This window comes from Streptomyces sp. NPDC048172 (assembly GCF_043202595.1).
Classification (GTDB): Bacteria; Actinomycetota; Actinomycetes; order Streptomycetales; family Streptomycetaceae; genus Streptomyces.
On sequence record NZ_JBIDAT010000001.1, the window covers coordinates 1,695,355 to 1,719,415 of the forward strand.

At 72.9% G+C, this 24,061-nt stretch carries 19 protein-coding genes; 16 read left to right on the top strand and 3 right to left on the bottom strand.

Annotated features, from left to right (window positions below; genetic code table 11):
• Positions 1 to 252 precede the first annotated feature (252 nt).
• From ACGF3A_RS07845 to ACGF3A_RS07855, 3 genes are all read left to right on the top strand, one after another.
• Complete coding sequence (locus ACGF3A_RS07845; RefSeq protein WP_393726817.1) at positions 253 to 456, top strand: hypothetical protein; 204 nt, start codon at positions 253 to 255, stop codon at positions 454 to 456.
• A 306-nt stretch (positions 457 to 762) separates the two neighbouring features.
• Complete coding sequence (gene smc, locus ACGF3A_RS07850) at positions 763 to 4,341, top strand: chromosome segregation protein SMC (RefSeq protein ID WP_393726819.1); 3,579 nt, start codon at positions 763 to 765, stop codon at positions 4,339 to 4,341.
• A 204-nt stretch (positions 4,342 to 4,545) separates the two neighbouring features.
• Positions 4,546 to 5,970: a sugar porter family MFS transporter gene (locus ACGF3A_RS07855; RefSeq protein ID WP_393726821.1), complete on the top strand. Its 1,425-nt coding sequence runs from the start codon at positions 4,546 to 4,548 to the stop codon at positions 5,968 to 5,970.
• A gap of 93 nt (positions 5,971 to 6,063) precedes the next feature.
• On the opposite strand, the gene ACGF3A_RS07860 is transcribed toward ACGF3A_RS07855, so the two are convergent.
• Positions 6,064 to 7,053, bottom strand: a complete 990-nt coding sequence (locus ACGF3A_RS07860; RefSeq protein WP_393727220.1) for an LLM class flavin-dependent oxidoreductase — start codon at positions 7,051 to 7,053, stop codon at positions 6,064 to 6,066.
• 87 nt (positions 7,054 to 7,140) lie between these two features.
• Between ACGF3A_RS07860 and ftsY the strand changes: the two genes are divergently transcribed.
• The gene (gene ftsY, locus ACGF3A_RS07865; protein WP_393726823.1) at positions 7,141 to 8,373 is read left to right on the top strand and encodes a signal recognition particle-docking protein FtsY; all 1,233 of its coding nucleotides are present in this window, start codon (positions 7,141 to 7,143) and stop codon (positions 8,371 to 8,373) included.
• Positions 8,374 to 8,493: 120 nt separating this feature from the next.
• Here ftsY and ACGF3A_RS07870 read toward each other — a convergent pair whose 3' ends face one another.
• A complete protein-coding gene (locus tag ACGF3A_RS07870; protein WP_393726825.1) occupies positions 8,494 to 9,198 on the bottom strand; it encodes a bifunctional DNA primase/polymerase in 705 nt (234 codons plus the stop codon).
• A 295-nt stretch (positions 9,199 to 9,493) separates the two neighbouring features.
• Between ACGF3A_RS07870 and ACGF3A_RS07875 the strand changes: the two genes are divergently transcribed.
• The 6 genes from ACGF3A_RS07875 (at position 9,494) to ACGF3A_RS07900 (ending at position 18,014) form a co-directional block, all read left to right on the top strand.
• Entirely contained in the window at positions 9,494 to 11,182 is a 1,689-nt protein-coding gene (locus ACGF3A_RS07875) for a hypothetical protein (RefSeq protein ID WP_393726827.1), read from the top strand.
• Between the two features lie 339 nt (positions 11,183 to 11,521).
• Positions 11,522 to 12,799 carry an ammonium transporter gene (locus ACGF3A_RS07880; protein ID WP_393726829.1) on the top strand — a complete coding sequence of 426 codons (1,278 nt, stop codon included), beginning with the start codon at positions 11,522 to 11,524 and terminating at the stop codon, positions 12,797 to 12,799.
• Entirely contained in the window at positions 12,796 to 13,134 is a 339-nt protein-coding gene (locus ACGF3A_RS07885) for a P-II family nitrogen regulator (protein ID WP_393726831.1), read from the top strand. Before ACGF3A_RS07880 ends, ACGF3A_RS07885 begins: the two co-directional genes overlap by 4 nt.
• A 121-nt stretch (positions 13,135 to 13,255) precedes the next feature.
• Positions 13,256 to 15,757: a [protein-PII] uridylyltransferase gene (locus ACGF3A_RS07890; RefSeq protein WP_393726833.1), complete on the top strand. Its 2,502-nt coding sequence runs from the start codon at positions 13,256 to 13,258 to the stop codon at positions 15,755 to 15,757.
• 122 nt (positions 15,758 to 15,879) lie between these two features.
• A complete protein-coding gene (ffh, locus tag ACGF3A_RS07895; RefSeq protein ID WP_393726835.1) occupies positions 15,880 to 17,448 on the top strand; it encodes a signal recognition particle protein in 1,569 nt (522 codons plus the stop codon).
• A 32-nt stretch (positions 17,449 to 17,480) separates the two neighbouring features.
• On the top strand, positions 17,481 to 18,014 hold the full coding sequence (locus tag ACGF3A_RS07900) for a GNAT family N-acetyltransferase (protein WP_393726837.1): 534 nt from the start codon (positions 17,481 to 17,483) through the stop codon (positions 18,012 to 18,014).
• A gap of 26 nt (positions 18,015 to 18,040) precedes the next feature.
• Here ACGF3A_RS07900 and ACGF3A_RS07905 read toward each other — a convergent pair whose 3' ends face one another.
• Positions 18,041 to 18,868, bottom strand: a complete 828-nt coding sequence (locus ACGF3A_RS07905) for an SAM-dependent methyltransferase (protein WP_393726839.1) — start codon at positions 18,866 to 18,868, stop codon at positions 18,041 to 18,043.
• 233 nt (positions 18,869 to 19,101) lie between these two features.
• Between ACGF3A_RS07905 and proS the strand changes: the two genes are divergently transcribed.
• The 6 genes from proS (at position 19,102) to trmD (ending at position 23,933) form a co-directional block, all read left to right on the top strand.
• Positions 19,102 to 20,532 carry a proline--tRNA ligase gene (proS, locus tag ACGF3A_RS07910; protein ID WP_393726841.1) on the top strand — a complete coding sequence of 477 codons (1,431 nt, stop codon included), beginning with the start codon at positions 19,102 to 19,104 and terminating at the stop codon, positions 20,530 to 20,532.
• A gap of 175 nt (positions 20,533 to 20,707) precedes the next feature.
• Positions 20,708 to 21,412, top strand: a complete 705-nt coding sequence (locus tag ACGF3A_RS07915) for a hypothetical protein (protein WP_393726843.1) — start codon at positions 20,708 to 20,710, stop codon at positions 21,410 to 21,412.
• Positions 21,413 to 21,658: 246 nt separating this feature from the next.
• Positions 21,659 to 22,108: a 30S ribosomal protein S16 gene (gene rpsP / locus ACGF3A_RS07920; RefSeq protein WP_393726845.1), complete on the top strand. Its 450-nt coding sequence runs from the start codon at positions 21,659 to 21,661 to the stop codon at positions 22,106 to 22,108.
• Between the two features lie 2 nt (positions 22,109 to 22,110).
• Positions 22,111 to 22,350, top strand: a complete 240-nt coding sequence (locus ACGF3A_RS07925) for an RNA-binding protein (RefSeq protein WP_209237778.1) — start codon at positions 22,111 to 22,113, stop codon at positions 22,348 to 22,350.
• Positions 22,351 to 22,522: 172 nt separating this feature from the next.
• A complete protein-coding gene (gene rimM, locus ACGF3A_RS07930; RefSeq protein ID WP_393726848.1) occupies positions 22,523 to 23,044 on the top strand; it encodes a ribosome maturation factor RimM in 522 nt (173 codons plus the stop codon).
• Positions 23,045 to 23,090: 46 nt separating this feature from the next.
• Positions 23,091 to 23,933: a tRNA (guanosine(37)-N1)-methyltransferase TrmD gene (trmD, locus tag ACGF3A_RS07935; RefSeq protein WP_393726850.1), complete on the top strand. Its 843-nt coding sequence runs from the start codon at positions 23,091 to 23,093 to the stop codon at positions 23,931 to 23,933.
• Positions 23,934 to 24,061: the final 128 nt, after the last annotated feature.

The window sequence follows — 24,061 nt, forward strand, 5'->3', positions numbered from 1 at the left end:
CGATGGATCTTCCTCAGCCCCTGCGGGCAGCGGACTCCGGCGCCGGACGCCGTAGAGTCCCCGCGAGCCCGGGATGCTGGGTGTGATCGTGTTGACCGTCAAACCTTTTGGTGAGACTCTGGAATCCCCGCGCACCTGAGCTGTTTGATCCAGAGAACCTTTAGCAAAAGTCCAGAGCAGACACTGCGGGTGCGATTCCCCCTCGACCCACCACCGCTTCGGTCGGTCACTCAGTGTGGAGGACCATCCATCATGGCAAAGGCGCTTCTCGGTTACGTCGGCGGCTCCGACCCCCGAGTTCTCGCCGAGATGCGACGGCTTCAGCAGCGTGTCCAGGACCTCGAATCCGAAATCGTCCGGATTCAGGCCGAGAACGACGCTCTGTCCGCCGCCGCACGGCACGACTCGCTGCTCGAAAGCATCGACGTACCCACAGCGGAGCCCGCGCTCACCTGATCCCCGTCACGGGACGGGTGGCGCGAAGCTGGCCTCAAGAGAAATCTGTAAGGGACGCTTCGGCGTCCCTTCGTCGTTTCTCCCCGGCCACCCCGGCTTCGCTTACCGTCTGATGTGCCCCTCGCTTCTCCGGGTGAAACCCCTCCGCTTCCCACGGCCCGTGGCAACCCCCGCGCACACGTGGCACGTTGAGCGCCCCCTCGTGCCGGACCTGAGCCCCGGGTGCCCGGGGAGCGCGCGGAAATGCGGGCCCGGCGGGACAGTCGGCGCGACATCGCCGGGGCATCCTCAGTAGAGTCCGGACGCGTGCATCTCAAGAGCCTGACACTGCGGGGATTCAAATCCTTCGCCTCCGCCACGACGCTGCGCTTCGAGCCCGGCATCACCTGCGTCGTCGGCCCGAACGGCTCCGGGAAGTCCAATGTCGTGGACGCGCTCTCCTGGGTCATGGGCGAGCAGGGCGCCAAGTCGCTGCGCGGCGGCAAGATGGAAGACGTGATCTTCGCCGGGACCACCGGGCGGCCGCCGCTGGGCCGTGCCGAGGTCTCGCTCACGATCGACAACGCCGACGGCGCGCTGCCCATCGACTACGCGGAAGTCACCATCACGCGGATCATGTTCCGCAACGGCGGCAGCGAGTACCAGCTCAACGGGGACACCTGCCGCCTCCTCGACATCCAGGAGCTGCTCTCCGACTCCGGCATCGGCCGCGAGATGCACGTCATCGTCGGACAGGGCCAGCTCGACGGGGTGCTGCACGCCGACCCGACCGGGCGCCGCGCCTTCATCGAGGAGGCCGCGGGCGTCCTCAAGCACCGCAAGCGCAAGGAGAAGGCGCTGCGGAAGCTCGACGCGATGCAGGCCAACCTCGCCCGCGTCCAGGACCTCACCGACGAACTGCGCCGCCAGCTCAAGCCGCTGGGACGGCAGGCCGCCGTCGCCCGTAAGGCGCAGGTCATCCAGGCCGATCTGCGCGACGCGCGGCTGCGGCTCCTCGCCGACGACCTGGTCTCCCTGCGCGACGCGCTGAACACCGAGGTCGCCGACGAGGCCGCGCTCAAGCAGCGCAAGGAGGCCGCCGAGGCCGAGCTGAAGGAGGCCCTGCGTCGCGAGGCAGAGCTCGAACAGCAGGTCAGGACGCTCACGCCGCGGCTGGAGCGCGCCCAGCAGACCTGGATCGAGCTCTCCCAGCTCGCCGAGCGCGTACGCGGCACCATCGGCCTGGCCGACCAGCGCGTCCAGCACGCCGGGGCGGCCCCCGCCGAGGAACGGCGCGGGCGCGAACCGGAGGACATGGAGCGCGAGGCCGCCCGGATCCGCGAGCAGGAGGCGGAGCTGGAGGCCGCGCTGGAGGCCGCCGCCACCGCGCTGGACGAGACGGTCGCGCACCGTTCCGAGCTGGAGCGGCAGCTGGCCGGGGAGGAGCGCCGGATAAGGGACGAGGCGCGGGCGCTCGCCGACCGGCGCGAGGGGCTCGAACGGCTGCGCGGCAAGGTCGGCACGGCACGCAGCCGCGCCTCCTCCGCGCAGTCCGAGATCGACCGGCTCGCGGCGGCGCGCGACGAGGCGCTGGAGCGCGCGGCCGAGGCGCAGGGGGAGTACGAGGCGCTCCAGGCCGAGGTCGACGGCGCGGGCGAGGGCGAGGACGAGCTGGGGCGGCGGCACGAGGCCGCGAAGGCGGAGCTGGCCGAGGCCGAGTCCGCGCTGAGCGCGGCCCGCGAGGAGTCGACGTCCGCCGAGCGCGAGCGCGCGGCGACCTCGGCCCGGCACGACGCGCTCGCCCTCGGGCTGCGCCGCAAGGACGGCACGGGCGCGCTGCTGGGCGCGAAGGATCGTCTCTCCGGGCTCCTCGGCCCGGCGGCCGAACTCCTCTCCGTGACGCCGGGGTACGAGGTTCCCGTGGCGGCGGCGCTCGGCGCCGCCGCCGACGCGGTGGCCGTCGCCGACCCCGGGACGGCCGCCGAGGCCCTCCGGCTGCTCCGCAAGGACGACGCGGGGCGCGCGACGCTGCTGCTGGGCGCGGCGGACGGAACGGCGGACGACTCCCCGTCCCGTACGGCCGGGCCGCCCGTCGAGGGCGGCGCGCACCGGGCCGTCGATCTGGTGACCGGGCCCGAGGCGCTGCGGCCCGCGCTCGGCGCCCTGCTGCGGGACGTCGTGGTGGTCGACACGCTCCAGGACGCCGAGGACCTGATCAGGGCCCGGCCCGGACTGACCGCCGTCACGGCCGAGGGCGACACCCTCGGCGCCCATCTGGCGCAGGGCGGTTCGGCGGGGGCACCGAGCCTGCTGGAGGCCCAGGCCGCGGTGGACGAGGCCGCCGCCGAGCTCGCCGAGCTGGAGGTGCGGTGCGAGGCGCTGGCCGCGGCGCAGGAACGGGCGAAGGAGCACCGGAAGTCGTGCGCGGCGGCCATGGAGGAGCTGGCCCAGCGGCGCAGCGCGGCCGAGCGCGAGAAGTCGAAGGTCGCGGGCCGCCTCGGCACCCTCGGCGGGCAGGCGCGCGCGGCGCGCGGCGAGGCGGAACGCTCCGCCGCCGCCGTCACCAAGGCCGAGGAGGCCCTCGCACGGGCGACCGAGGAGGCCGAGGAGCTCGCCGAACGGCTGGCCGTGGCCGAGGAGTCCGCGGAGGACGAGGTGGAGCCCGACACCTCCATGCGGGACCGGCTCTCGGCCGACGGCGCCAACGCGCGGCAGACGGAGATGGAGGCCCGCCTCCAGGTACGTACGCACGAGGAGCGGGTCAAGTCCCTCGCGGGGCGGGCCGATTCACTCGACCGTGCGGCGCGCGCCGAACGGGACGCGCGCCAGCGCGCGGAGCAGCGGCGGGCGCGGATGCGGTACGAGGCCGAGGTCGCCGAGGCCGTCGCCTCCGGGGCGCGGCAGCTCCTCGCGCACATCGAGGCGTCCCTGGAGCGTGCCCAGGAGGAGCGCGAGAGCGCCGAGCGGGCCAAGGCCGAGCGCGAGCAGGCGCTGGTCGCCGAGCGCGGCGCGGGCCGGGAGCTGAAGGACGAGCTGGACAAGCTCACCGACTCGGTGCACAAGGGCGAGGTCCTGGGCGCCGAGAAGCGGATGCGCATCGAACAGCTGGAGACCAAGGCCCTGGAGGAGCTGGGTGTCGAGCCCGCGGGGCTGGTCGGCGAGTACGGCCCCGACCAGCTCGTACCGCCGTCCCCGCCCGCCGAGGACGAGGAGCTCCCGGAGGACCCGGAGGACCCGCGGAACAGGCCGGTGCCGTTCGTCCGTGCCGAGCAGGAGAAGCGGCTGAGGGCGGCGGAGCGCGCGTACCAGAAGCTGGGGAAGATCAATCCGCTGGCGCTGGAGGAGTTCGCGGCGCTGGAGGAGCGGCACCAGTTCCTCAGCGAGCAGCTGGAGGACCTGAAGAAGACGCGCGCCGACCTGCTTCAGGTCGTGAAGGAGGTCGACGAGCGCGTCGAGCAGGTGTTCACGGAGGCGTACCACGACACCGCGCGGGAGTTCGAGGGCGTCTTCTCGCGGCTCTTCCCCGGCGGCGAGGGCCGTCTCGTGCTCACCGACCCGGACGACATGCTCGCCACGGGCGTGGACGTCGAGGCCAGGCCGCCCGGCAAGAAGGTCAAGCGGCTCTCGCTGCTCTCCGGCGGCGAGCGCTCGCTGACCGCGGTCGCGCTGCTGGTCTCGATCTTCAAGGCCCGCCCGAGCCCGTTCTACGTGATGGACGAGGTCGAGGCCGCGCTCGACGACACCAACCTCCAGCGGCTGATCCGGATCATGGAGGAGCTGAAGGACAGCTCCCAGCTCATCGTCATCACGCACCAGAAGCGGACGATGGAGGTCGCGGACGCGCTCTACGGCGTCTCGATGCAGGGCGACGGGGTCTCGAAGGTCATCAGCCAGCGGCTGAGCTGACACGCGCACACGCGAAGCGAGCTCCACCCTTTACTTCTTCACAAGATGAACTCGACGTGCGGATGCGCGCGCTCAGAGTGGTGGGCTCTGAACTATTGACTTCGATAATTGAAGGCATACGCTCTGATGTGCCGCTCAGAGCTTCAAGCTGTAGCGGCCCGACCCCCACACCCGGCAGAGCCGCCGGTACCCCAGGAGCGAGAGTTGACCAGCACAGCGCACGCCGCGCCGTCCGGAGCCGGCGTGGAGACGCCACCTCTCGGGCGCGTCGTCTTCATCACCGCGGCGGCCGCCATGGGCGGCTTCCTCTTCGGCTACGACAGCTCCGTGATCAACGGCGCCGTGGAAGCGGTCCGCGGCCGGTTCGACATCGGCTCGGCCCTGCTCGCGCAGGTCATCGCCGCCGCGCTGATCGGCAGCGCCATCGGCGCCGCCATCGCCGGACGCGTCGCCGACCGGATGGGCCGCATCCCCGTCATGCGGATCGCCGCCGTCCTCTTCACCATCAGCGCCGTCGGCTCCGCGCTGCCCTTCGCCCTCTGGGACCTCGCCCTGTGGCGGGTGCTGGGCGGCGTCGCCATCGGCATGGCGTCCGTCATCGGGCCCGCCTACATCGCCGAGGTCTCCCCGCCCGCGTACCGCGGCAGGCTCGCCTCCTTCCAGCAGGGCGCGATCGTGCTGGGCATCGCCGTCTCCCAGCTCGTCAACTGGGGCATCCTCAACCTCGCCGACGGCGACCAGCGCGGCACCCTCGCCGGGCTGGAGGCCTGGCAGTGGATGCTCGGCATCATGGTGATCCCCGCCGTCGGCTACTTCCTGCTCTCCTTCGCGATCCCCGAGTCGCCCCGCTTCCTGATCTCCGCCGGACGCGAGGCCGAGGCCCGTACGGTGCTCGCGGGCGTCGAGGGCGAGCACACCGACCTCGACCACCGGGTCGGCGAGATCGAGCACGCGATGCGCAGCGAGCACCGGTCCACGTTCAAGGACCTGCTCGGCGGCCGCTTCGGCTTCCTGCCCATCGTCTGGGTCGGCATCGGCCTCTCGGTCTTCCAGCAGCTCGTCGGCATCAACGTCGTCTTCTACTACTCCTCGACGCTGTGGCAGTCCGTCGGCATCAACCCGGAGGGCTCGTTCTTCTACTCCTTCACGACCTCGATCGTGAACATCATCGGTACCGTCATCGCCATGATCTTCGTCGACCGGATCGGCCGTAAGCCGCTCGCGCTCATCGGCTCCGTCGGCATGGCGCTCTCGCTCGGCCTGGTCGCCTGGGCGTTCTCCGCGAAGACCGGCTCCGGGGACAAGGTCTCCCTGCCCAACCTGGAGGGCACGGTCGCCCTCGTCGGCGCCCACACCTTCACCCTCTTCTTCGCGCTCTCCTGGGGCGTCGTCGTCTGGGTGCTGCTCGGCGAGATCTTCCCGAACAAGATCCGCGCCGCCGCGCTCGGCATCGCCGCCTCCGCGCAGTGGGTCGCCAACTGGGCCATCACCGCGAGCTTCCCGAGCCTCTCGGAGTGGAACCTGTCGGTCACGTACGTCCTCTACACGGTCTTCGCCGTGCTCTCGATCCCGTTCATCCTCAAGTGGGTGCCGGAGACGAAGGGCAAGGCGTTGGAGGAGATGGGCTAACCCACCCCCGCCGCCCGGCTCCTCGTACGGCCGCTGCCCCGTCCCGCGTCCCGCGGGGCGGGGCAACGCCGTTTCCCTGCCGCCTCCGCCGCCTCAGGGGAGGCGGGGGATCACGTGTTCGGCGTACAGGTGGAGGGAGCGCCAGCCCTCCTCGACCGGCATGCCGCCGACCAGCGGGTGCAGCAGCAGCTGCGGCGCCTCGGGCTCCTTCGCGACCAGCTCCAGGCACTCGTCGGGCGTCAGGAAGCGGTAGACGCCCTCGCGCCGCAGCTCCTCCGCCGTGCCCGCGCCCGACGCCATCAGCGAGTGCACGTCCGGCGTCTGCCACGCGGCGTACCGCCGGGCCTCGTACAGGAAGTGCTCGCCGTACTCGGCCCACGCCCGGTCCGGATCCTCCGTCACATGCACGGCGGGCATCTCGGCGGGCGGCATCAGACACACCGGGGCGACGCCCGCCGCGGCGCAGCGCTCCTCGTAGTACGCCCTGAGGCCGGGCAGGTGCGCGGGCAGGAAGAGCGGCAGCCCCAGGCGTACGGCACGGCGCGCGGCCGGACGCGAGCTGCCGCCGACGAAGAGCGGCGGATGCGGGCGCGAGTACGGGCGCGGGGTCACCCGCACCTCGCGCCCCCGGAACGTGAACGGTTCGCCCGTCCACGCCGCCAGCAGCGTCTCCAGCGCCTCGTCCTGGAGCGCCCCGCGGCGCGCGAAGTCCAGACCGAGCGCCGTGTACTCCTCGGGCCGGTAGCCGATCCCGGCCACCGTCACCAGCCGGCCGCCACTCGTGAGATCGAGCACGGCCAGATCCTCCGCCAGCCGCAGCGGATCGTAGAGCGGCGCCAGCACCGCGCAGGCGGACACCGCGATCCGTCTCGTACGGCCGAGGAAGGCACCCGCCAGCGGCAGCGGGGAGGGCAGCCAGCCGTCGGGGGAGCCGTGGTGCTCCTCGACGACGAGCGAGGTGATGCCCTGGTCATCGGCGTAGGCGGCCATGTCGAGCGCCGCGCGGTAGCGGTCCCCGAGGGGCTCGGGCGGCGCGGCGGGGCCGGAGCCGGGGTGGACGAGATTGAAGCGCACGCTTGTCATCACGGTCACAGGGCGGGGACCGTAGCGGAGCGCGCGCGAAGAGGGAATGGCCGGGAAGTGTTGACGGTGGCGGATACTGGTTCCGCTATGGAAATCGTCATCCTTGTTGTAGTCATCGCCGTCGTCGCGCTGGCCGCGATCAGCGGACTCGTGGTCAGCGGCCGTAAGAAGAAGGCGGCACCGCGCGCCGGGGAGTCCCCGTCGCCCGCGTCGACCGCCACCAAGACAGCGCCTCCGGCCGAGCCGCACGTCGGCGAGGACGCGGAGGGCAAGCCCGAGGCACCCGGCAGGCCCGTGGAGGACGTCGGCCTGCCTACGAGGGAAGCGGAGGCCGGCGCACCGGTCACCGAGGTCCCGGCCCCGGCCGAGCCGGAGATCGAGACCCCCGAGCCCGCAGCCGGACGCCTCGTCCGGCTGCGCGCCCGGCTCTCGCGCTCGCAGAACTCCCTCGGCAAGGGTCTGCTCACCCTCCTGTCCAGGGAACACCTGGACGAGGAGACCTGGGAGGAGATCGAGGACACCCTGCTCACCGCCGACGTCGGCGTCGGCCCCACCCAGGAGCTGGTGGAGCGGCTCCGCGAGCGCGTCCGGGTCCTCGGCACGCGCACCCCCGAGGAGCTGCGCACCCTGCTGCGCGAGGAGCTCCTCACCCTGGTCGGCCCCGACATGGACCGCGTCGTCCACACCGAGACCCAGGGCCCCGTCGACCGCCCCGGCGTCGTGCTCGTCGTCGGCGTCAACGGGACCGGCAAGACCACCACCACCGGCAAGCTCGCCCGCGTCCTCGTCGCCGACGGCAAGTCCGTGGTGCTCGGCGCGGCCGACACCTTCCGCGCCGCCGCCGCCGACCAGCTGGAGACCTGGGGCAAGCGCGTCGGCGCCCGTACGGTGCGCGGACCCGAGGGCGGCGACCCGGCCTCGGTCGCGTTCGACGCGGTGAAGGAAGGCACCGAGGAGAACGCGGACGTCGTGCTCATCGACACCGCGGGACGGCTGCACACCAAGACCGGGCTCATGGACGAGCTCGGCAAGGTCAAGCGCGTCGTGGAGAAGCAGGGCCCGGTGGACGAGGTGCTGCTCGTCCTCGACGCCACCACGGGCCAGAACGGGCTCGTGCAGGCGCGGGTCTTCGCCGAGGTCGTGGACATCACCGGCATCGTGCTGACCAAGCTCGACGGCACCGCCAAGGGCGGCATCGTCGTCGCGGTCCAGCGCGAGCTGGGCGTCCCGGTCAAGCTCGTCGGCCTGGGCGAGGGTCCGGACGACCTCGCGCCGTTCGAGCCCGAGGCGTTCGTCGACGCGCTGGTCGACGGCGACTGAGCCCCCTCGCACACACCCCCCACACAACGGGACGGCGCCGGGTGCCGGGTTCCTTCGCGGACCCGGCACCCGGCGCCGTCGTGCGCCGTCCGCCCCCCGTACGCACGGACGCCGCGGGGGCTACGCCTCCAGTGACGCCGAACGGTGGCAGACGTAGCCGAGCGTGCCGAGCAGCAGCCGGGCCTGGGGCGGGCGGCCCGCGCCCTCCAGGGTCGGCGGGCGGAGCCAGCGCACCGGGCCCAGGCCGCCCAGGTCGGAGGGCGGCGCCGTGACATGGCCCCCCTTGCCCAGGCCGCGCAGGTCCAGCTCCGCGTCGTCCCACCCCATCCGGTAGAGCAGCTCGGGGAGTTCGGCGGCGGCGCCGGGCGCGACGAAGAACCAGACCCGGCCGTGCGGCGCCAGCGCCACGGGGCCCAGCGGCAGCCCCATCCGCTCCAGCCGCACGAGCGCGCACCGGCCCGCCGCCTCGGAGACCTCCAGCACGTCGAACGACCGGCCCGTCGGCAGCAGCAGCGCCGCGCCGGGCACCCCGGCCCACGCCTCGCCCGCCTCGTCGAGCGTGGCGCCCGCGGGGACCTCCAGCGTCGCGTCCAGCGGATGGGCGCCGGGCGCGGGACAGGCGCTCGCGCCGCAGGAGCACTCCGGCCGGTCACCGCCGGAGCGCACCGCCCTGGCGCCGGGCACCACGTCCCAGCCCCACAGGCCCGTGTACTCCGCGACGGCCGTGCACGCGGAGGCACGACTGCGCCTGCGCGCACCGGGCCGGAGATCCCTGATCTCCCTGAATCCGCTGAGACCGCCGATGGCGCCGATCGTGAAGCCCATGCCCCCTCCAACGGGTCCCGTCTCGTGATGGTTACGACGGCGTTGCGCGCGGTGACAGCCGGGCTACGCTGGGGCGTTGGCGGGCGCGCCGCGCTGGCTTTGCACGGTGTCAAGTCAATCGCGTGCGAGCGCGGAAAGGTTCATTCGAAGGGGTGGCGAATGGTGGCGTTTCTGAAATCACCCTCGCGTGACCGGTGATCGTAGGATTACTTTCGGTGCACACAGTGGAGAAGCTCAGCGGCGTGGGTATGCCGGAGGCATGGTGTCGCGGAGGGGCGGATGGGGGCGTTAGCCAGTGGGTGAGGGAGGGCAGGCCGACAAGTGCCCGAACGAGCGGCTGGGATCGTGGTTCGTGCGCAGCGGCTGGTCGAAGGGTGAGCTGGCCCGGCAGGTGAACCGCCGCGCGCGGCAGCTGGGCGCGCACCACATCAGCACCGACACCTCGCGGGTGCGCCGCTGGCTCGACGGGGAGCAGCCCCGCGAGCCGATTCCCCGGATCCTCTCCGAGCTGTTCTCCGAGCGCTTCGGCTGCGTCGTCGCCGTCGAGGACCTCGGGCTGCGGCCCGCGCGGAAGTCCCCCGCGGCCTCCGGCGTCGATCTGCCGTGGGCCGGGCCCCAGACCGTCGCCATGATCAGCGAGTTCACGCGCGGCGACCTGATGCTCGGGCGGCGCGGCTTCCTCGGGACCTCGCTCGCGATGTCGGCTGGCCCCGCGCTGATCGAGCCCATGCAGCGCTGGCTCGTGCCCAGCCCCGGCGGCGCCGACGCGGCGGGAGCGGGTGCGGCGGGCGGCCCGGGCGGTACGGGCAGCGCGTCCGGCGGGTCCGGCGGGTCCGGCGGTCACGGTCTCCCGGGGCGCGTGGGCGGCCTTGGCGGGCCCCCCGTGCCCGCGCAGGGCCGCGGCGGGCGCGGCGGAGTGCCGGGCGCCGGTTCCGCCGGCGGCCCCGGGTCCCAGGCGCTGCGCGCCGCCGCGGGCATCCCCGCGCAGGGCGGCCAGCGGCGCGGGCCCCGGCTCTCCGAGCCCGAGCTGGAGCTGCTGGAGCAGACGACGATGATGTTCCGCCAGTGGGACGCCCAGTGCGGCGGCGGGCTCCGCCGCAAGGCCGTCGTCGGCCAGCTCCACGAGGTCACCGACCTGCTCCAGGAGCAGCACCCCGAATCCGTCGCCCGGCGCCTCTTCCGCGTCACCGCCGAGCTGGCCGAGCTTGCGGGCTGGATGAGTTACGACATCGGCCTCCAGCCCACCGCGCAGAAGTACTTCGTGCTCGCCCTCCACGCCTCCAAAGAGGCCGGAGACCGCCCCCTGGGGTCGTACGTGCTGAGCAAGATGGGCCGCCAGATGATCCATCTCGGCCGCGCCGAGGACGCGCTGGAGCTGATCCACCTCGCGCAGTACGGCAGCCGGGAGGGCTCCACCCCCCGCACCCAGGCGATGCTGTACGCGATGGAGGCCAGGGCGTACGCGAACATGGGGCAGCCAGGGAAGTGCAAGCGCGCCGTCCGCATGGCCGAGGAGACCTTCGAGGAGATCGACCGCTCCGACGGCGACCCCGACTGGATCCGCTTCTTCTCCGAGGCCGAGCTCTGCGCGGAGAACGCGCACTCGTACCGCGATCTGGCCTACTCCTCGGGCCGCAGCCCCACCTACGCCTCGCTGGCCCGCCCCGTCATGGAGCGCGCCGTCGAGCTGTTCCGGCGCGAGTCCACCGAGAGCGAGGACGGCGGCCACCAGAGGTCGTACGCGCTGAACCTGATCGGCATGGCCAGCGTCCACCTCCTCCAGCGCGAGCCCGAGCACTGCGCGGTGCGCGCGGGCGAGGCCATGGACGTCGCGAAGCGGCTGCGCTCGGAGCGGGTCAACAACCGGCTGCGGCGCACCGCCGCCTTCGCCGTCCAGGACTTCGGCGAGGTCGCCGACGTCGTGCAGCTCAGAGAGCGGCTCCGCGTGGAGCTGCCGGAGAGCGAGGCGGCGGTCGCGGGCTAGCCCCGCACCCCGCGCGCGGACAACCGGTCGCGGCAGCGGCCCCTCGGATCCCGACTCGGCCCCCCACGCCAGGTCAACCGGGGCATCTGCCGCGGCCGGTCTTTGCGCGCCCGCCCCCCTGCGGGAGGCGGCGGAGCGTACTCCCCGGCGCGCGGCGTGGGGCCGTGGTTCATCCCGGCGTAACACGTCCCCGGCCATCGTCACGGACGCGAAACACCGCACGGCATCGGCGGAAACCGGCCTTCGGAAACCTGTCGCGCATACCGCCCGCCGGACCCGGGCCGCGCCGCGAAGATCACGGAGAGCGGCTGTACGGGTCGTGACCCGAGGAGTCGTCCATTGAACGGCGCGGACACCGCATTCGTCTTGATCAGCGCATCCCTGGTGATGCTGATGACGCCCGGCCTCGCCTTCTTCTACGGCGGCATGGTCCGGGTCAAGAGCGCGCTCAACATGCTGATGATGTCGTTCGTCTCGCTCGGCGTCGTCACCGTCCTGTGGGTCCTCTACGGCTACTCGCTGGCCTTCGGACCCGACACCGGCGGCGTCATCGGGAACCTCGACTTCGTCGGCCTCAAGGGCATCTCGGTCGACACCCTGACCGGCAAGGACGGCATCCCCGTCTTCGCCTTCGTCCTCTTCCAGATGATGTTCGCGATCCTCACGCCCGCGCTGATGAGCGGGGCGCTCGCCGACCGCGTGAAGTTCAGCGCCTGGACGCTCTTCATCGCGCTGTGGGTCACGATCGTGTACTTCCCGGTCGCCCACTGGGTGTGGGCCGAGGGCGGCTGGCTCTACGAGCTGGAGGTCATCGACTTCGCGGGCGGCACCGCCGTCCACATCAACGCGGGCATCGGCGCGCTCGCGGCCGTCCTCGTCGTCGGCAAGCGCGCGGGCTTCAAGAAGGACCCGATGCGCCCGCACAGCCTGCCGCTCGTCGTCCTCGGGGCCGCGCTGCTGTGGTTCGGCTGGTTCGGCTTCAACGCGGGCTCGGCCCTCGCCGCCGACGGCACCGCCGCCACCATGGCCGTCAACACCCAGGTCGCCACCGGCGCCGCCGTCCTCGGCTGGCTCGTCTACGAGCGGATCCGGCACGGCGCCTTCACCACCCTCGGCGCCGCCTCCGGCGCCGTGGCGGGCCTCGTCGCCATCACGCCCTCCGGCGCCGCCGTCAACGCGATGGGCGCGCTCCTCATCGGCGTCGTCGCCGGGGCCGTCTGCTCCTGGGCGGTCAGCCTCAAGTACAAGCTGGGGTACGACGACTCGCTCGACGTCGTCGGCGTCCACCTCGTCGGCGGGGTCATCGGCACGCTGCTCGTCGGCTTCCTCGCGATCGACGGCGTGGGCGGCTTCACCCAGTTCGGCAAGCAGGCCGTCGGAGCCTTCTCCGTGATGGCGTTCTCGTTCGTCGTCTCCTGGCTGCTGGCGAGGTTCGTCCAGGCCACGATCGGCTTCCGCGCCGACGAGGACGACGAGACGGCCGGACTCGACCAGGCGTACCACGCGGAGACCGCCTACGACTTCAGCGCCGTCGGCGGCGTCTCCGCCTCGCGCTCGCACTCCGGTGACGGCGTGCCCGCGGCCCAGGCCCCGCTCTCCAGGAAGGTGGACGCATGAAGCTCATCACCGCGGTGATCAAACCGCACCGGCTCGACGAGGTGAAGGAGGCGCTGCGCGCCTTCGGCGTCCAGGGCCTCACCGTCACCGAGGCCAGCGGCTACGGGCGGCAGAGCGGCCACACCGAGGTCTACCGGGGCGCCGAGTACAAGGTCGACCTCGTGCCGAAGATCCGTATCGAGGTCCTCGCCGAGGACGAGGACGCGGAGCAGCTGGCGGAGATCGTCGTCAAGGCGGCCCGCACCGGCAAGATCGGCGACGGCAAGGTCTGGATGGTGCCGGTCGAGACGGCGATCCGCGTACGGACCGGTGAGCGGGGGCCGGACGCGCTGTAGCTCCCTCCTCCGCGGTGCCTACGGGGGTGCCGCGGAGGGACGTGCGCGGCTGCGGGAGCGCCGTGGCCGGGCGCGCGGTTCCCCGCGCCCCTTCGGGGCACGACAGCAGAAGGGCGCTTTCATGACCACCGAGAAGACCGGGGCGGCAGAGGAGAGTTACGCCGCCGCGCGGCTGCGGCTCCTCCAGGAGGGCGCGCTGGACGGGCCGTCGCGGCGGGCCGCGCTGTCCGGGCTGACGGACACGTGGCTGGCGGGGCTCCTCGGGGACGGGATCCCGGACGGTGTCGCGCTCGTCGCCGTCGGCGGGTACGGGCGCGGGGAGCTGTCGCCGCGCAGCGACCTGGACCTTCTGCTGCTGCACGACGGGCGTACGGCCGGGGGCGGGATCGCGGCGCTGGCCGACCGCGTCTGGTACCCCGTCTGGGACCTCGGGCTCGCCCTCGACCACTCGGTACGGACGCCCGCCGAGGCGCGGAAGGCCGCCGAGGACGACCTCAAGGTGCAGCTCGGACTGCTGGACGCGCGGCACCTCGCGGGCGACCCCGCGCTCACGGACGGGCTGCGGACGGCGGCGTACGCGCGCTGGCGCGCGCAGGCGCCCCGGCGGCTGCCCGAACTGCGCGAGATGGGCGAGGAACGGGCGCGGCGCCACGGCGAGCTGCGGTTCCTGCTGGAGCCGGACCTGAAGGAGGCGCGCGGCGGGTTGCGCGAGGTGACCGCGCTGCGCGCCGTCGCCGCCTCCTGGCTCGCGGACGCGCCCCGCGAGGGGCTGGAGGAGGCCCGCCGCACCCTGCTCGACGTCCGCGACGCGCTGCATCTGGCCACGGGGCGGGCCACCGACAGGCTCGCGCTCCAGGACCAGGACCAGGTCGCGTCCGCGCTCGGCCTGCTGGACGCCGACACCTTGCTGCGCCACGTCTACGAGGCGGCACGCGCCCTCTCGTACGCGAGCGAGGTCACCTGGCGCGAGGTCGGACGCGTGCTGCGCGCCCGCGGGGGGCGTACGCGGCTGCGCGGACTGCTGGCTTCGGGCGCGGGCCCGGGCCCGCGCCCGGGGGCCGGACCGGCGTCGGCGTCCGGCGCGGGGGAGCGGACGCCGCTGGCCGAGGGGGTGGTGGAACACGAGGGCGAGGCGGCGCTCGCCCGTGGCGCGCGCCCCGAGCGCGACCCCGTGCTACCGCTGCGTGCGGCAGCGGCGGCGGCGCAGGCCGGACTCCCGCTGGCGCTGCCCGCCGCGCGCAAGATGGCGCGCTCCGTGCCCGCCCTGCCGGTGCCGTGGCCCCAGGAGGCGCGCGAGGAGTTCGTCACCCTCCTCGGCGCGGGCGAGGCGACCGTGCCCGTGTGGGAGGCGCTGGAGGCGGCCGGACTGGTCGCCCGGATGCTGCCCGACTGGGAACGCGTACGGTGCCGCCCGCAGCGCAACCCCGTGCACCTGTTCACCGTCGACCGCCACCTCGTCGAGACGGCCGTGCGCGCCTCGGCCCTCGCGCGCCGGGTGCACCGCCCCGACCTGCTCCTGGTCGCCGCGCTGCTGCACGACATGGGGAAGGGCTGGCCCGGCGACCACGCGGTCACCGGCGCGACGATCGCGCGGGACGCCGCGGCCCGGATGGGGTTCGGCGCCGCCGACGCGGAGACGCTGGCCACGCTCGTACGCCACCATCTGCTCCTCATCGAGACGGCTACCCGGCGCGACCTGGACGACCCCGCGACCCTCCGGTCGGTCGCCCGCGCCGTCGGCAGCCCGGAGACGCTCGAACTGCTGCACGCCCTGACGGAGGCCGACGCGCGCGCCACAGGACCCGCCGCCTGGTCCTCCTGGCGCGCCGGGCTCGTCGCCGACCTGGTCGCGCGGACCGGGGCTGTCCTCTCCGGCGCGCCCGCGGCCCCGGCCGCCCCGTACGCGCCGACCGCCGAGGCCGAACGGCTCGGCATCGAGGCATGGCGCACGGCAGGACCCGTGCTGGCGCTGCGCGCCCACGCCGACGGAGCCGCGGCGCGCGGGGCCGCGGCGCACGCGCCGGACGGCGAGGCCGAACCCGTCGGTGTCGAACTCCAGATCGCGCTGCCCGACCAGCCCGGCGTGCTCCCCGCCGTCGCGGGCGTCCTCGCCCTGCACCGGCTGACCGTTCGCTCGGCGGACCTGCGGCTGCTGGAGCTGTCCCCGGGGGTGACGGACGCCGCGGGCGGCTCCGTGCTGCTGCTCACCTGGCGGGTCGCCGCCGCGTACGGCTCGCTGCCGCAGGCCGCGCGGCTCCGCGCCGACCTCGTACGGGCGCTCGACGGCTCCCTCGCGATCGCCGCGCGCCTCGCCGAGCGCGAGGCCGCCCACCGGGGGCCGCGCCGCCGGGGCACGCCGCCCCCGCCGCCCCGCGTCACCGTCGCGCCGGACACCTCGGAGCTCGCCACGGTGATCGAGGTCCGCGCCCAGGACGCCCCGGGGCTGCTGCACCGCATCGGCCGGGCGCTGGAGGGCGCGGGCGTCCGGGTGCGCAGCGCGCGGGTGAGCACCCTGGGCGCGAGCGCCGTCGACGTGTTCTACGTGACAGGGCCCGAGGGGGCGCCCCTGGCAGCGGAGGAGGCGGCGGGTCTGGCACGCTCGCTGGAGGCGGAGCTGGGGTGACTCCCCGACGCGGATCCCGCGGCGACGGCGGAGAAGCCCGGCACTGACCGTACCCCCGAAGGGCGGATACCCTGGGGGGTCGATGCCGACCTGACCGACAACGCTAAGGACCCGCGACCGCCGTGTTCGATACTCTCTCCGACCGCTTGGCGAGCACTTTCAAGAACCTCCGGGGCAAGGGGCGCCTTTCGGAGGCGGACATCGACGCTACGGCGCGCGAGATCCGTATCGCCCTCCTCGAAGCGGACGTCGCCCTGCCCGTCGTCCGGGCCTTCATCAAGCAGGTCAAGGAGCGCGCGCTCGGTGCCGAGGTCTCCCAGGCGCTGAACCCGGCGCAGCAGGTCATCAAGATCGTCAACGAGGAGCTCATCAGCATCCTCGGCGGCGAGACCCGCCGTCTGCGGTTCGCCAAGACCCCGCCCACCGTCATCATGCTCGCCGGCCTCCAGGGCGCCGGCAAGACGACCCTCGCGGGCAAGCTCGGCCGCTGGCTCCAGCAGCAGGGCCACACCCCGATGCTGGTCGCCGCCGACCTCCAGCGCCCGAACGCGGTCAACCAGCTCTCGGTGGTCGCCGAGCGCGCGGGCGTCGCCGTCTTCGCGCCCGAACCGGGCAACGGGGTGGGCGACCCGGTCAAGGTCGCCAAGGACTCGATCACGTACGCGCGCGAGAAGCAGCACGACGTGGTCGTCGTCGACACCGCCGGACGCCTGGGCATCGACCAGGAGCTGATGCAGCAGGCCGCGGACATCCGCGACGCGGTCAGCCCTGACGAGATCCTCTTCGTCGTCGACGCCATGATCGGTCAGGACGCGGTCACCACGGCGGAGGCGTTCCGCGACGGCGTCGGCTTCGACGGCGTCGTGCTCTCCAAGCTCGACGGTGACGCGCGCGGCGGCGCGGCCCTCTCGGTCGCCCAGGTCACCGGCAAGCAGATCATGTTCGCCTCCAACGGCGAGAAGCTGGACGACTTCGACGCGTTCCACCCGGACCGCATGGCGTCCCGCATCCTCGGCATGGGCGACATGCTCACGCTGATCGAGAAGGCCGAGCAGACCTTCAGCCAGGCCGAGGCCGAGAAGATGGCCGCCAAGCTGGCGAAGGGGCCCAAGGAGTTCACGCTCGACGACTTCCTGGCCCAGATGGAGCAGGTCCGCAAGATGGGCTCCATCTCCAAGCTGCTCGGCATGATGCCGGGCATGGGCCAGATGAAGGAGCAGATCAACAACCTCGACGAGCGCGAGGTCGACCGCACCGCCGCGATCATCAAGTCCATGACGCCCGGCGAGCGCGCCGAGCCCACGCTCATCAACGGCTCGCGGCGCGCCCGTATCGCCCGCGGCTCCGGCGTGGACGTCAGCGCCGTCAAGAACCTCGTGGAGCGCTTCTTCGAGGCCCGCAAGATGATGTCCAAGATGGCCCAGGGCGGCGGCATGCCCGGGATGCCGGGCATGCCGGGAATGCCCGGCGGCGCGGGCCGGAAGAAGGGCAAGCAGCAGAAGAAGGCCAAGGGCAAGCGCCAGTCGGGCAACCCGATGAAGCGCAAGCAGGAGGAGCAGGAGGCCGCCGAGCGGAAGGCAGCGGGCGGTCAGGGCGGCCAGGGCGGCGCCTTCGGCCTCCCCGGCGCCGGACAGGACGCGAGCGACTTCGAACTCCCCCAGGAGTTCAAGGACATCCTGCCCCCGAAGTGAGCCCTCCGGGCCAAGGGCGGATGATGGCCTCCATGTCCACTGTGCCGACGACGCGAGTCCACATCCGCCCGCCCAGGCCCGACGACGAACGCATGTACAGCGACGCCGTCGTCCGCTCCACCGACCACCTCAGCCCCTGGAACCCGGTGGAGCCCGACGGCCTCCCCGACCTGCTGCGCCGCCAGGGCCCCGCGCTGCGCACCTTCATGGTCCTCGACCGCGAGGACGGCGGCCTGGTCGGACGCGTCAACGTCGCCAACATCGTGCGCGCACGGTTCCGCAACGCCTCGCTCGGCTACGACAGCTACCTTCCCTACGCCGGAACCGGCCGGATGACCGAGGGACTGAGACTCGTCGTCGACCGCTGCTTCACCGAGGGACCCGAGGGGCTCGGACTCCACCGCCTGGAGATCAACATCCAGCCCGACAACGCGCGTTCCCTCGCCATGGCCCGCCGCCTCGGCTTCCGCCACGAGGGCTTCTCACCCCGCCTGCTCTTCCTCAACAACGCCTGGCGCGACCACGAGCGCTACGCGCTGACCGCGGAGGAGTGGACCGGCGTCTGACCCCGCGGCCGACGGGTCCCGCCGCGTCACGCGCGGGCGATCACATACCGGAACAGGTTCGGCATCCACAGCGTCCCGTCGTCCCGCAGATACGGATGCAGCGCCTCCACCAGCTCCTTGAGGACCTGCTCCTCGTCGGTCGCCCGTACCGCCGGATCGTAGAGACCCGTCGACAGCAGACCCCGCACGGCGCTCTCCATGCCCGCGTACCCGAACGGGCACGCGACCCGGCCCGAACCGTCCAGCCGCAGCCCCGCACGGCGCGCCAGGTCCTCCAGATCGTCCCGCCCGCACCAGTGCGCACACCCCGAGGCGGGCTCGGCCGCCGGCTCCGCCAGCCGCGTCGCCACCCGCAGCGCGGGCGCCGTCGCACACCGCTCCGAGGGACCCCAGCCCGCCAGCACCACGGGCGTGCCGCGCTCCAGCCCGGCCACCGTACGGGCCAGCGCCTCCGCGCCCGGCAGCGCGTCGAAAGCCGTCACCAGCGTGGGCCCCTCGCCCTCCGGCGGAATCCGCTCTTCCGGGTCGTCCCCGGTCAGCCGCGCCTCCCACGGACGCGCGCCCCGCTCCGGCTCCGGCAGCAGCCGCTCCCGGGCCAGCTCCAGCCGCGCCGAATCGGTCTCCACCCCGTGCACGACCGCGCCCCGCTCCGCCGCCAGCAGCAGCGCGAGCCCCGCACCGCAGCCCAGGCCGAGGACCCGCGTGCCGGGGCCGATCTCCAGCCGTTCGTACACCGCCTCGTAGAGCGGGACCAGCATCCGTTCCTGGATCTCCGCCCAGTCCCGCGCCCGGGCGGTCTGCTCCGCCGTCGGAGACGCGGTCCGGTGCCGGTGGTGCACGAGCGCGGGTGTCATCGCAACGCCCCAATCCGCTGGAACTCTGTCGCGGCCGTCTGGGTTCCGCAGGGATCCTCCGGAGGGATCCCCTGAGTGGTGGTGCCCGCCCCCGTATGCCCAGGGAACAGCGCATCTGTCCGTGCGTCCAGGGGGTGCGCCCGGATGTCTTCCGCGCTCCTCTTGTGCGCCCCTGCCACCATGTGCGCCCACCGGCGCTCCGGGGCAGCGCATGCGGCCGTACCATGCCCGGCATGGCGAAATCACCCGTCCTCACGCCCCGTTCCGAGGACTTCCCGCGCTGGTATCAAGAGCTGGTCGGCAAGGCGGAGCTGGCCGAGAACGGCCCGGTGCGCGGCACGATGGTGATCCGACCGTACGGCTACGCCATCTGGGAACGGATGCAGCAGGGCATGGACGCCCGCATCAAGGACGCGGGGGCACAGAACGCGTACTTCCCCCTCCTCATCCCGCAGTCGTACATGACGAAGGAAGCGGAGCACGTCGAGGGCTTCTCGCCCGAACTGGCCGTCGTCACCCACGGCGGCGGCAAGGAGCTGGAGGAGCCCGCGGTCATCCGCCCCACCTCCGAGACGATCATCAACGACCACTTCTCCCGCTGGATCCAGAGCTACCGGGACCTCCCCCTGCTGATCAACCAGTGGGCCAACGTCGTCCGCTGGGAGATGCGCCCCCGCCTCTTCCTGCGCACCTCCGAGTTCCTGTGGCAGGAGGGCCACACGGCGCACGCGACCTACGAGGAGGCGCGCGACTACGCGGCGCGCATCCACCGCGACGTCTACCAGGACTTCATGGTGAACGTCCTCGGCATCGACGTCGTCCCCGGCCGCAAGACCGCCCGCGAACGGTTCGCCGGAGCGCTCAACACCCTCACCCTCGAAGCGATGATGGGCGACGGCAAGGCCCTCCAGATGGGCACCAGCCACGAGCTCGGCCAGAACTTCGCCCGCGCCTTCGGCACCCGCTACCTCTCCCGCGAGGGCGGCCGCGAGTACGTCTGGCAGACCTCCTGGGGCAGCACCACCCGCATGGTCGGCGCCATGGTCATGGCCCACGGCGACGACGACGGGCTCCGGCTGCCGCCCCGCCTCGCCCCCGTCCAGGCCGTCGTGCTCGCCGTCAAGGGCGACGAGGCCGTGCTCGCCAAGGTCCGCGAGGTCACCGACGCGCTGCGCGCCGCCGGGATCCGCGCCCAGGCCGACGACAGGACCGACACCCCCTTCGGCCGCCGCGCCGTCGACCGGGAACTCAAGGGCGTCCCCGTACGTATCGAGATCGGGCCCCGTGACCTGGAGCGCGAGCCGGAGCACGGCGGTACCGCGGTGCTCGTCCGGCGCGCGCGGGGCGGCAAGGAGCCGGTCCGCGCCGACGCGCTCCCCGGCCTGCTCCCGGGCCTGCTGGAGGAGGAACAGGCGCTGCTGCTGCGGCAGTCGAGGGAGCTGCGCGAGAGCCGCACGAGCGACGTGCGTACGATCGAGGAGGCCGCCGAGGCGGCGACCGCCGGAGGCTGGGCCCGTATCCCGTGGTCCGTGCTCGGCCCGGAGGGCGAGGAGAAGCTCGCCGAGCGGTCGGTGACCGTGCGCTGCCTGGTCACCGAGGACGGCTCCGTCCCGGAGACGGACGACGCGCCGGGGAACCTGGCCGTGGTCGCCCGCGCCTACTGAGGAGACGGGGGCGACAGGGGCGCCGGGGGCGCCGTGGGGCGAGGACTACGCCAGCGGGGCGATCTGGTGATACGTCCCGGCTTGGGCCGGGTGCGAGGGTTCTCCTCAGATCTGCGCACCCGCCCTCGTCCAGACCCATCAGTGTGAACTGACTGGTACGTGCAAATTATTTGGGATGCCCTGGAATCGGAACACTGGGGCACTCCTGCTCGTTGGGAACGACGTGAGCACGACACCACCAGTTCTCGCCGCCGAACTGGCAGCCGCCTGGGCCGACATTCAACGGCACCACCCCGAGCTGCCAGATCTGGCCGCGCCCGAATCACTGATCGGAGAGTCGTCGTCCGCCTGTGGCGCTGGTCTCTCTTTCGAGCGGCTGCTTCACGAGGCGGTCCACGGAATCGCCGCGGCGCGCGGTGTCCGGGACACCTCGCGCGCCGGCCGCTATCACAACCGACGCTTCCTGGCGATCGCCGAGGAGCTGGGTCTGGACCACCCGGAGGAGCCGCACCCCAGCAGCGGCTTCTCCCTGGTGGTCCTCACCCCCGACACCAGACGGCGTTACCGCCCCACCATCGAGCGCCTCCAGCGCGCCCTGAAGGCCTACAGCGCCGCCACCGAGACCGACACCGGCCGCAGCTTCCGCGGCCCCGCCGCACGGCACGGCTCCTCCGGCGGAGGCGTCCGGGTCAAGGCCGTCTGCGACTGCGGGCGCAACGTCCGCGTCGTCCCCTCCGTCCTGGCGCAGGCGCCGATCATGTGCGGCGCCTGCGGCAAGCCGTTCCGTATCCCCGTCGACCCGGTCGACCCCGTCAATCCCGTCAACCCCGTCGAGGCCAAGGGCAAGCCCGCCGCCGAACCCGTCGCGGCGGTCGGCTGACCCGCACCGGCGGCGTCCTCGCGTGTGCGCTCCCCCCAGGGCCGTGCCTCCGGGCGCGGCCCTGGAGGGAGCGGGGGCGCGGTTCGGCAGGCACCCACGCGTGTGGCATCATGGACGGCTGAACTCGACAGCCGCACAGGACCCCTCTCTCCTCCGGCTGACGCGTCCATCGGACACCCGCGCACCACAACCCCACGTGGAGCAGCGTCGTGCCCACCCACGTCAAGACCAGGAGACACCACACCCGTGGCAGTCAAGATCAAGCTGAAGCGTCTGGGCAAGATCCGTTCGCCTCACTACCGCATCATCGTCGCCGACTCCCGCACGCGCCGTGACGGCCGTGCCATCGAGGAGATCGGCCTGTACCACCCGGTGCAGAACCCCTCGCGCATCGAGGTCGACTCGGAGCGCGTGCAGTACTGGCTGGGTGTCGGCGCGCAGCCGACCGAGCCGGTCGCGGCCATCCTCAAGGTCACCGGTGACTGGCAGAAGTTCAAGGGCCTCCCGGCCCCGGAGCCGATGAAGGTCGCCGAGCCCAAGGCCGACAAGAAGGTCCTCTTCGAGGCCGCCGCCAAGGACTCCGGCGACGAGCCGAAGGGTGAGGCCATCACCCCGAAGGCGAAGAAGGCCGACAAGAAGACGGACGAGGGCGACAAGGCCGACTCGTCGGCGTCCTCCGAGTCGACCGAGGCGTGAGGATGCTCGAGGAGGCCCTCGAGCACCTGGTGAAGGGCATTGTCGACCACCCCGACGAGGTGCAGATCGCTTCCCGCAATCTGCGCCGCGGACGCGTTCTCGAGGTCCGGGTCCACCCCGACGACCTCGGCAAGGTGATCGGGCGCAACGGCCGTACGGCCCGCGCCCTCCGCACCGTCGTGGGTGCCCTCGGCGGCCGTGGAGTCCGTGTCGACCTCGTCGACGTGGACCAGGTCCGCTGAAGCCGAAGCGCACCACGCAGCACCGGCACGGGCCGGGGACGGCGATTCCGCCGACCCCGGCCCGTCGTCGCGTCCACGGGCACGCCCCGGTGCACCCTCCTCATGGGCGGCTCGGACCGAGTCCTCATGAGCAGCTCAGACCGAGCACGGAACCGAGCACGGAGTAGCAACAGTGCAGCTAGTCGTCGCGCGCATCGGCCGCGCTCACGGAATCAAGGGCGAGGTCACCGTCGAGGTCAGGACGGACGAGCCCGAGCTGCGGCTCGGCCCCGGCGCCGTCCTCGCCACCGACCCCTCCTCCGCCGGGCCGCTCACCATCGAGACCGGCCGGGTCCACAGCGGGCGCCTCCTGCTGCGCTTCGAGGGCGTCCGCGACCGCACGGCGGCCGAGGCCCTGCGCAACACCCTCCTCATCGCCGAGATCGACCCCGAGGAGCGGCCCGAGGACCCCGAGGAGTTCTACGACCACCAGCTCGCCGACCTCGACGTGGTCACCCGTGACGGCACGCCCGTCGGCCGTATCGAGGAGGTCGCCCACCCACCCGGCCAGGACCTGCTCGTGGTCCGCCGCGAGGACGGGAGCGAGGCGCTGATCCCGTTCGTCACCGAGATCGTCCCCGAGATCGACCTGGAGGCCCAGCGCGTCGTCATCGACCCGCCGCCCGGTCTCCTCGACGAGAACGACTCGCTGTGAGGCGGCGGCCCGTGAGACAGCGGCCTGTGAGGCAGCGGAGGCAGCGGTGAGACTCGACATCGTCACGATCTTCCCCGAGTACCTGGAGCCCCTGAACGTCTCCCTCGTGGGCAAGGCACGCGCCCGCGGCGACCTCGACGTCCGCGTCCACGACCTGCGCGCCTGGACCCACGACCGGCACCACACGGTCGACGACACCCCCTACGGCGGCGGCCCGGGCATGGTCATGAAGCCCGACCCCTGGGGCGAGGCCCTGGACGCCGTACTGGAATCCGGGACCGCCGAGGGCGGGGCCGAGGGCCCGGGTCAGCCGGTTCAGCCGGTTCTCGTCGTGCCCACGCCCAGCGGGCGCCCCTTCACGCAGGAGCTCGCCGTCGAGCTGTCCGGCAAGCCCTGGCTCGTCTTCACGCCCGCGCGCTACGAGGGCATCGACCGCCGCGTCATCGACGAGTACGCCGAGCGCCTCGACGTCCGCGAGGTCTCCATCGGCGACTACGTGCTCGCCGGGGGTGAAGCACCCGTCCTCGTCATGGTCGAGGCCGTCGCGCGCCTGCTCCCCGGGGTGCTCGGCAACGCCGAGTCGCACCGCGACGACTCCTTCGCGCCCGGCGCCATGGCCGACCTCCTGGAAGGCCCCGTCTACACCAAGCCGCCCGAGTGGCGCGGCCGGGACATCCCCGAGGTGCTGGTGAGCGGCCACCACGGGAAGATCGCCCGCTGGCGCCGCGACCAGGCCCTCGCCCGTACGACCGCGCACCGGCCCGATCTGATCGGGCGCTGCGGCCCCGAGGCGTTCGACAAGCACGACCGCGCCACCCTGGAGGAACTGGGCTGGCGGCAGGGAACGGACGGCCGATTTTGGCTGTCCGGGGAGGCCGTGGAAGAATAGGCCGCTGCCTCACGTCCGGCGCGCGACCCTGCCACAGGGGGACCAACGCCCGCACGGAGTGGCGGCTCCTTACTCATCATCACGATCATTCCGCTGATGACCTGTGGCATCAGCGAGGAAAGCGGACA

Excerpts from the sequence above, each read along its gene's own strand:
- ACGF3A_RS07860 (WP_393727220.1), bottom strand. The coding sequence starts at position 7,053 with ATGACAAGCGTGCGCTTCAATCTCGTCCACCCCGGCTCCGGCCCCGCC.
- ACGF3A_RS07905 (WP_393726839.1), bottom strand. The coding sequence starts at position 18,868 with ATGACACCCGCGCTCGTGCACCACCGGCACCGGACCGCGTCTCCGACG.
- ACGF3A_RS07900 (WP_393726837.1), top strand. The coding sequence starts at position 17,481 with ATGTCCACTGTGCCGACGACGCGAGTCCACATCCGCCCGCCCAGGCCC.
- ACGF3A_RS07890 (WP_393726833.1), top strand. The coding sequence starts at position 13,256 with ATGACCACCGAGAAGACCGGGGCGGCAGAGGAGAGTTACGCCGCCGCG.
- ACGF3A_RS07925 (WP_209237778.1), top strand. The coding sequence starts at position 22,111 with ATGCTCGAGGAGGCCCTCGAGCACCTGGTGAAGGGCATTGTCGACCAC.
- ftsY (WP_393726823.1), top strand. The coding sequence starts at position 7,141 with ATGGAAATCGTCATCCTTGTTGTAGTCATCGCCGTCGTCGCGCTGGCC.
- ACGF3A_RS07915 (WP_393726843.1), top strand. The coding sequence starts at position 20,708 with ATGCCCTGGAATCGGAACACTGGGGCACTCCTGCTCGTTGGGAACGAC.
- ACGF3A_RS07870 (WP_393726825.1), bottom strand. The coding sequence starts at position 9,198 with ATGGGCTTCACGATCGGCGCCATCGGCGGTCTCAGCGGATTCAGGGAG.
- ACGF3A_RS07845 (WP_393726817.1), top strand. The coding sequence starts at position 253 with ATGGCAAAGGCGCTTCTCGGTTACGTCGGCGGCTCCGACCCCCGAGTT.
- ACGF3A_RS07885 (WP_393726831.1), top strand. The coding sequence starts at position 12,796 with ATGAAGCTCATCACCGCGGTGATCAAACCGCACCGGCTCGACGAGGTG.
- proS (WP_393726841.1), top strand. The coding sequence starts at position 19,102 with ATGGCGAAATCACCCGTCCTCACGCCCCGTTCCGAGGACTTCCCGCGC.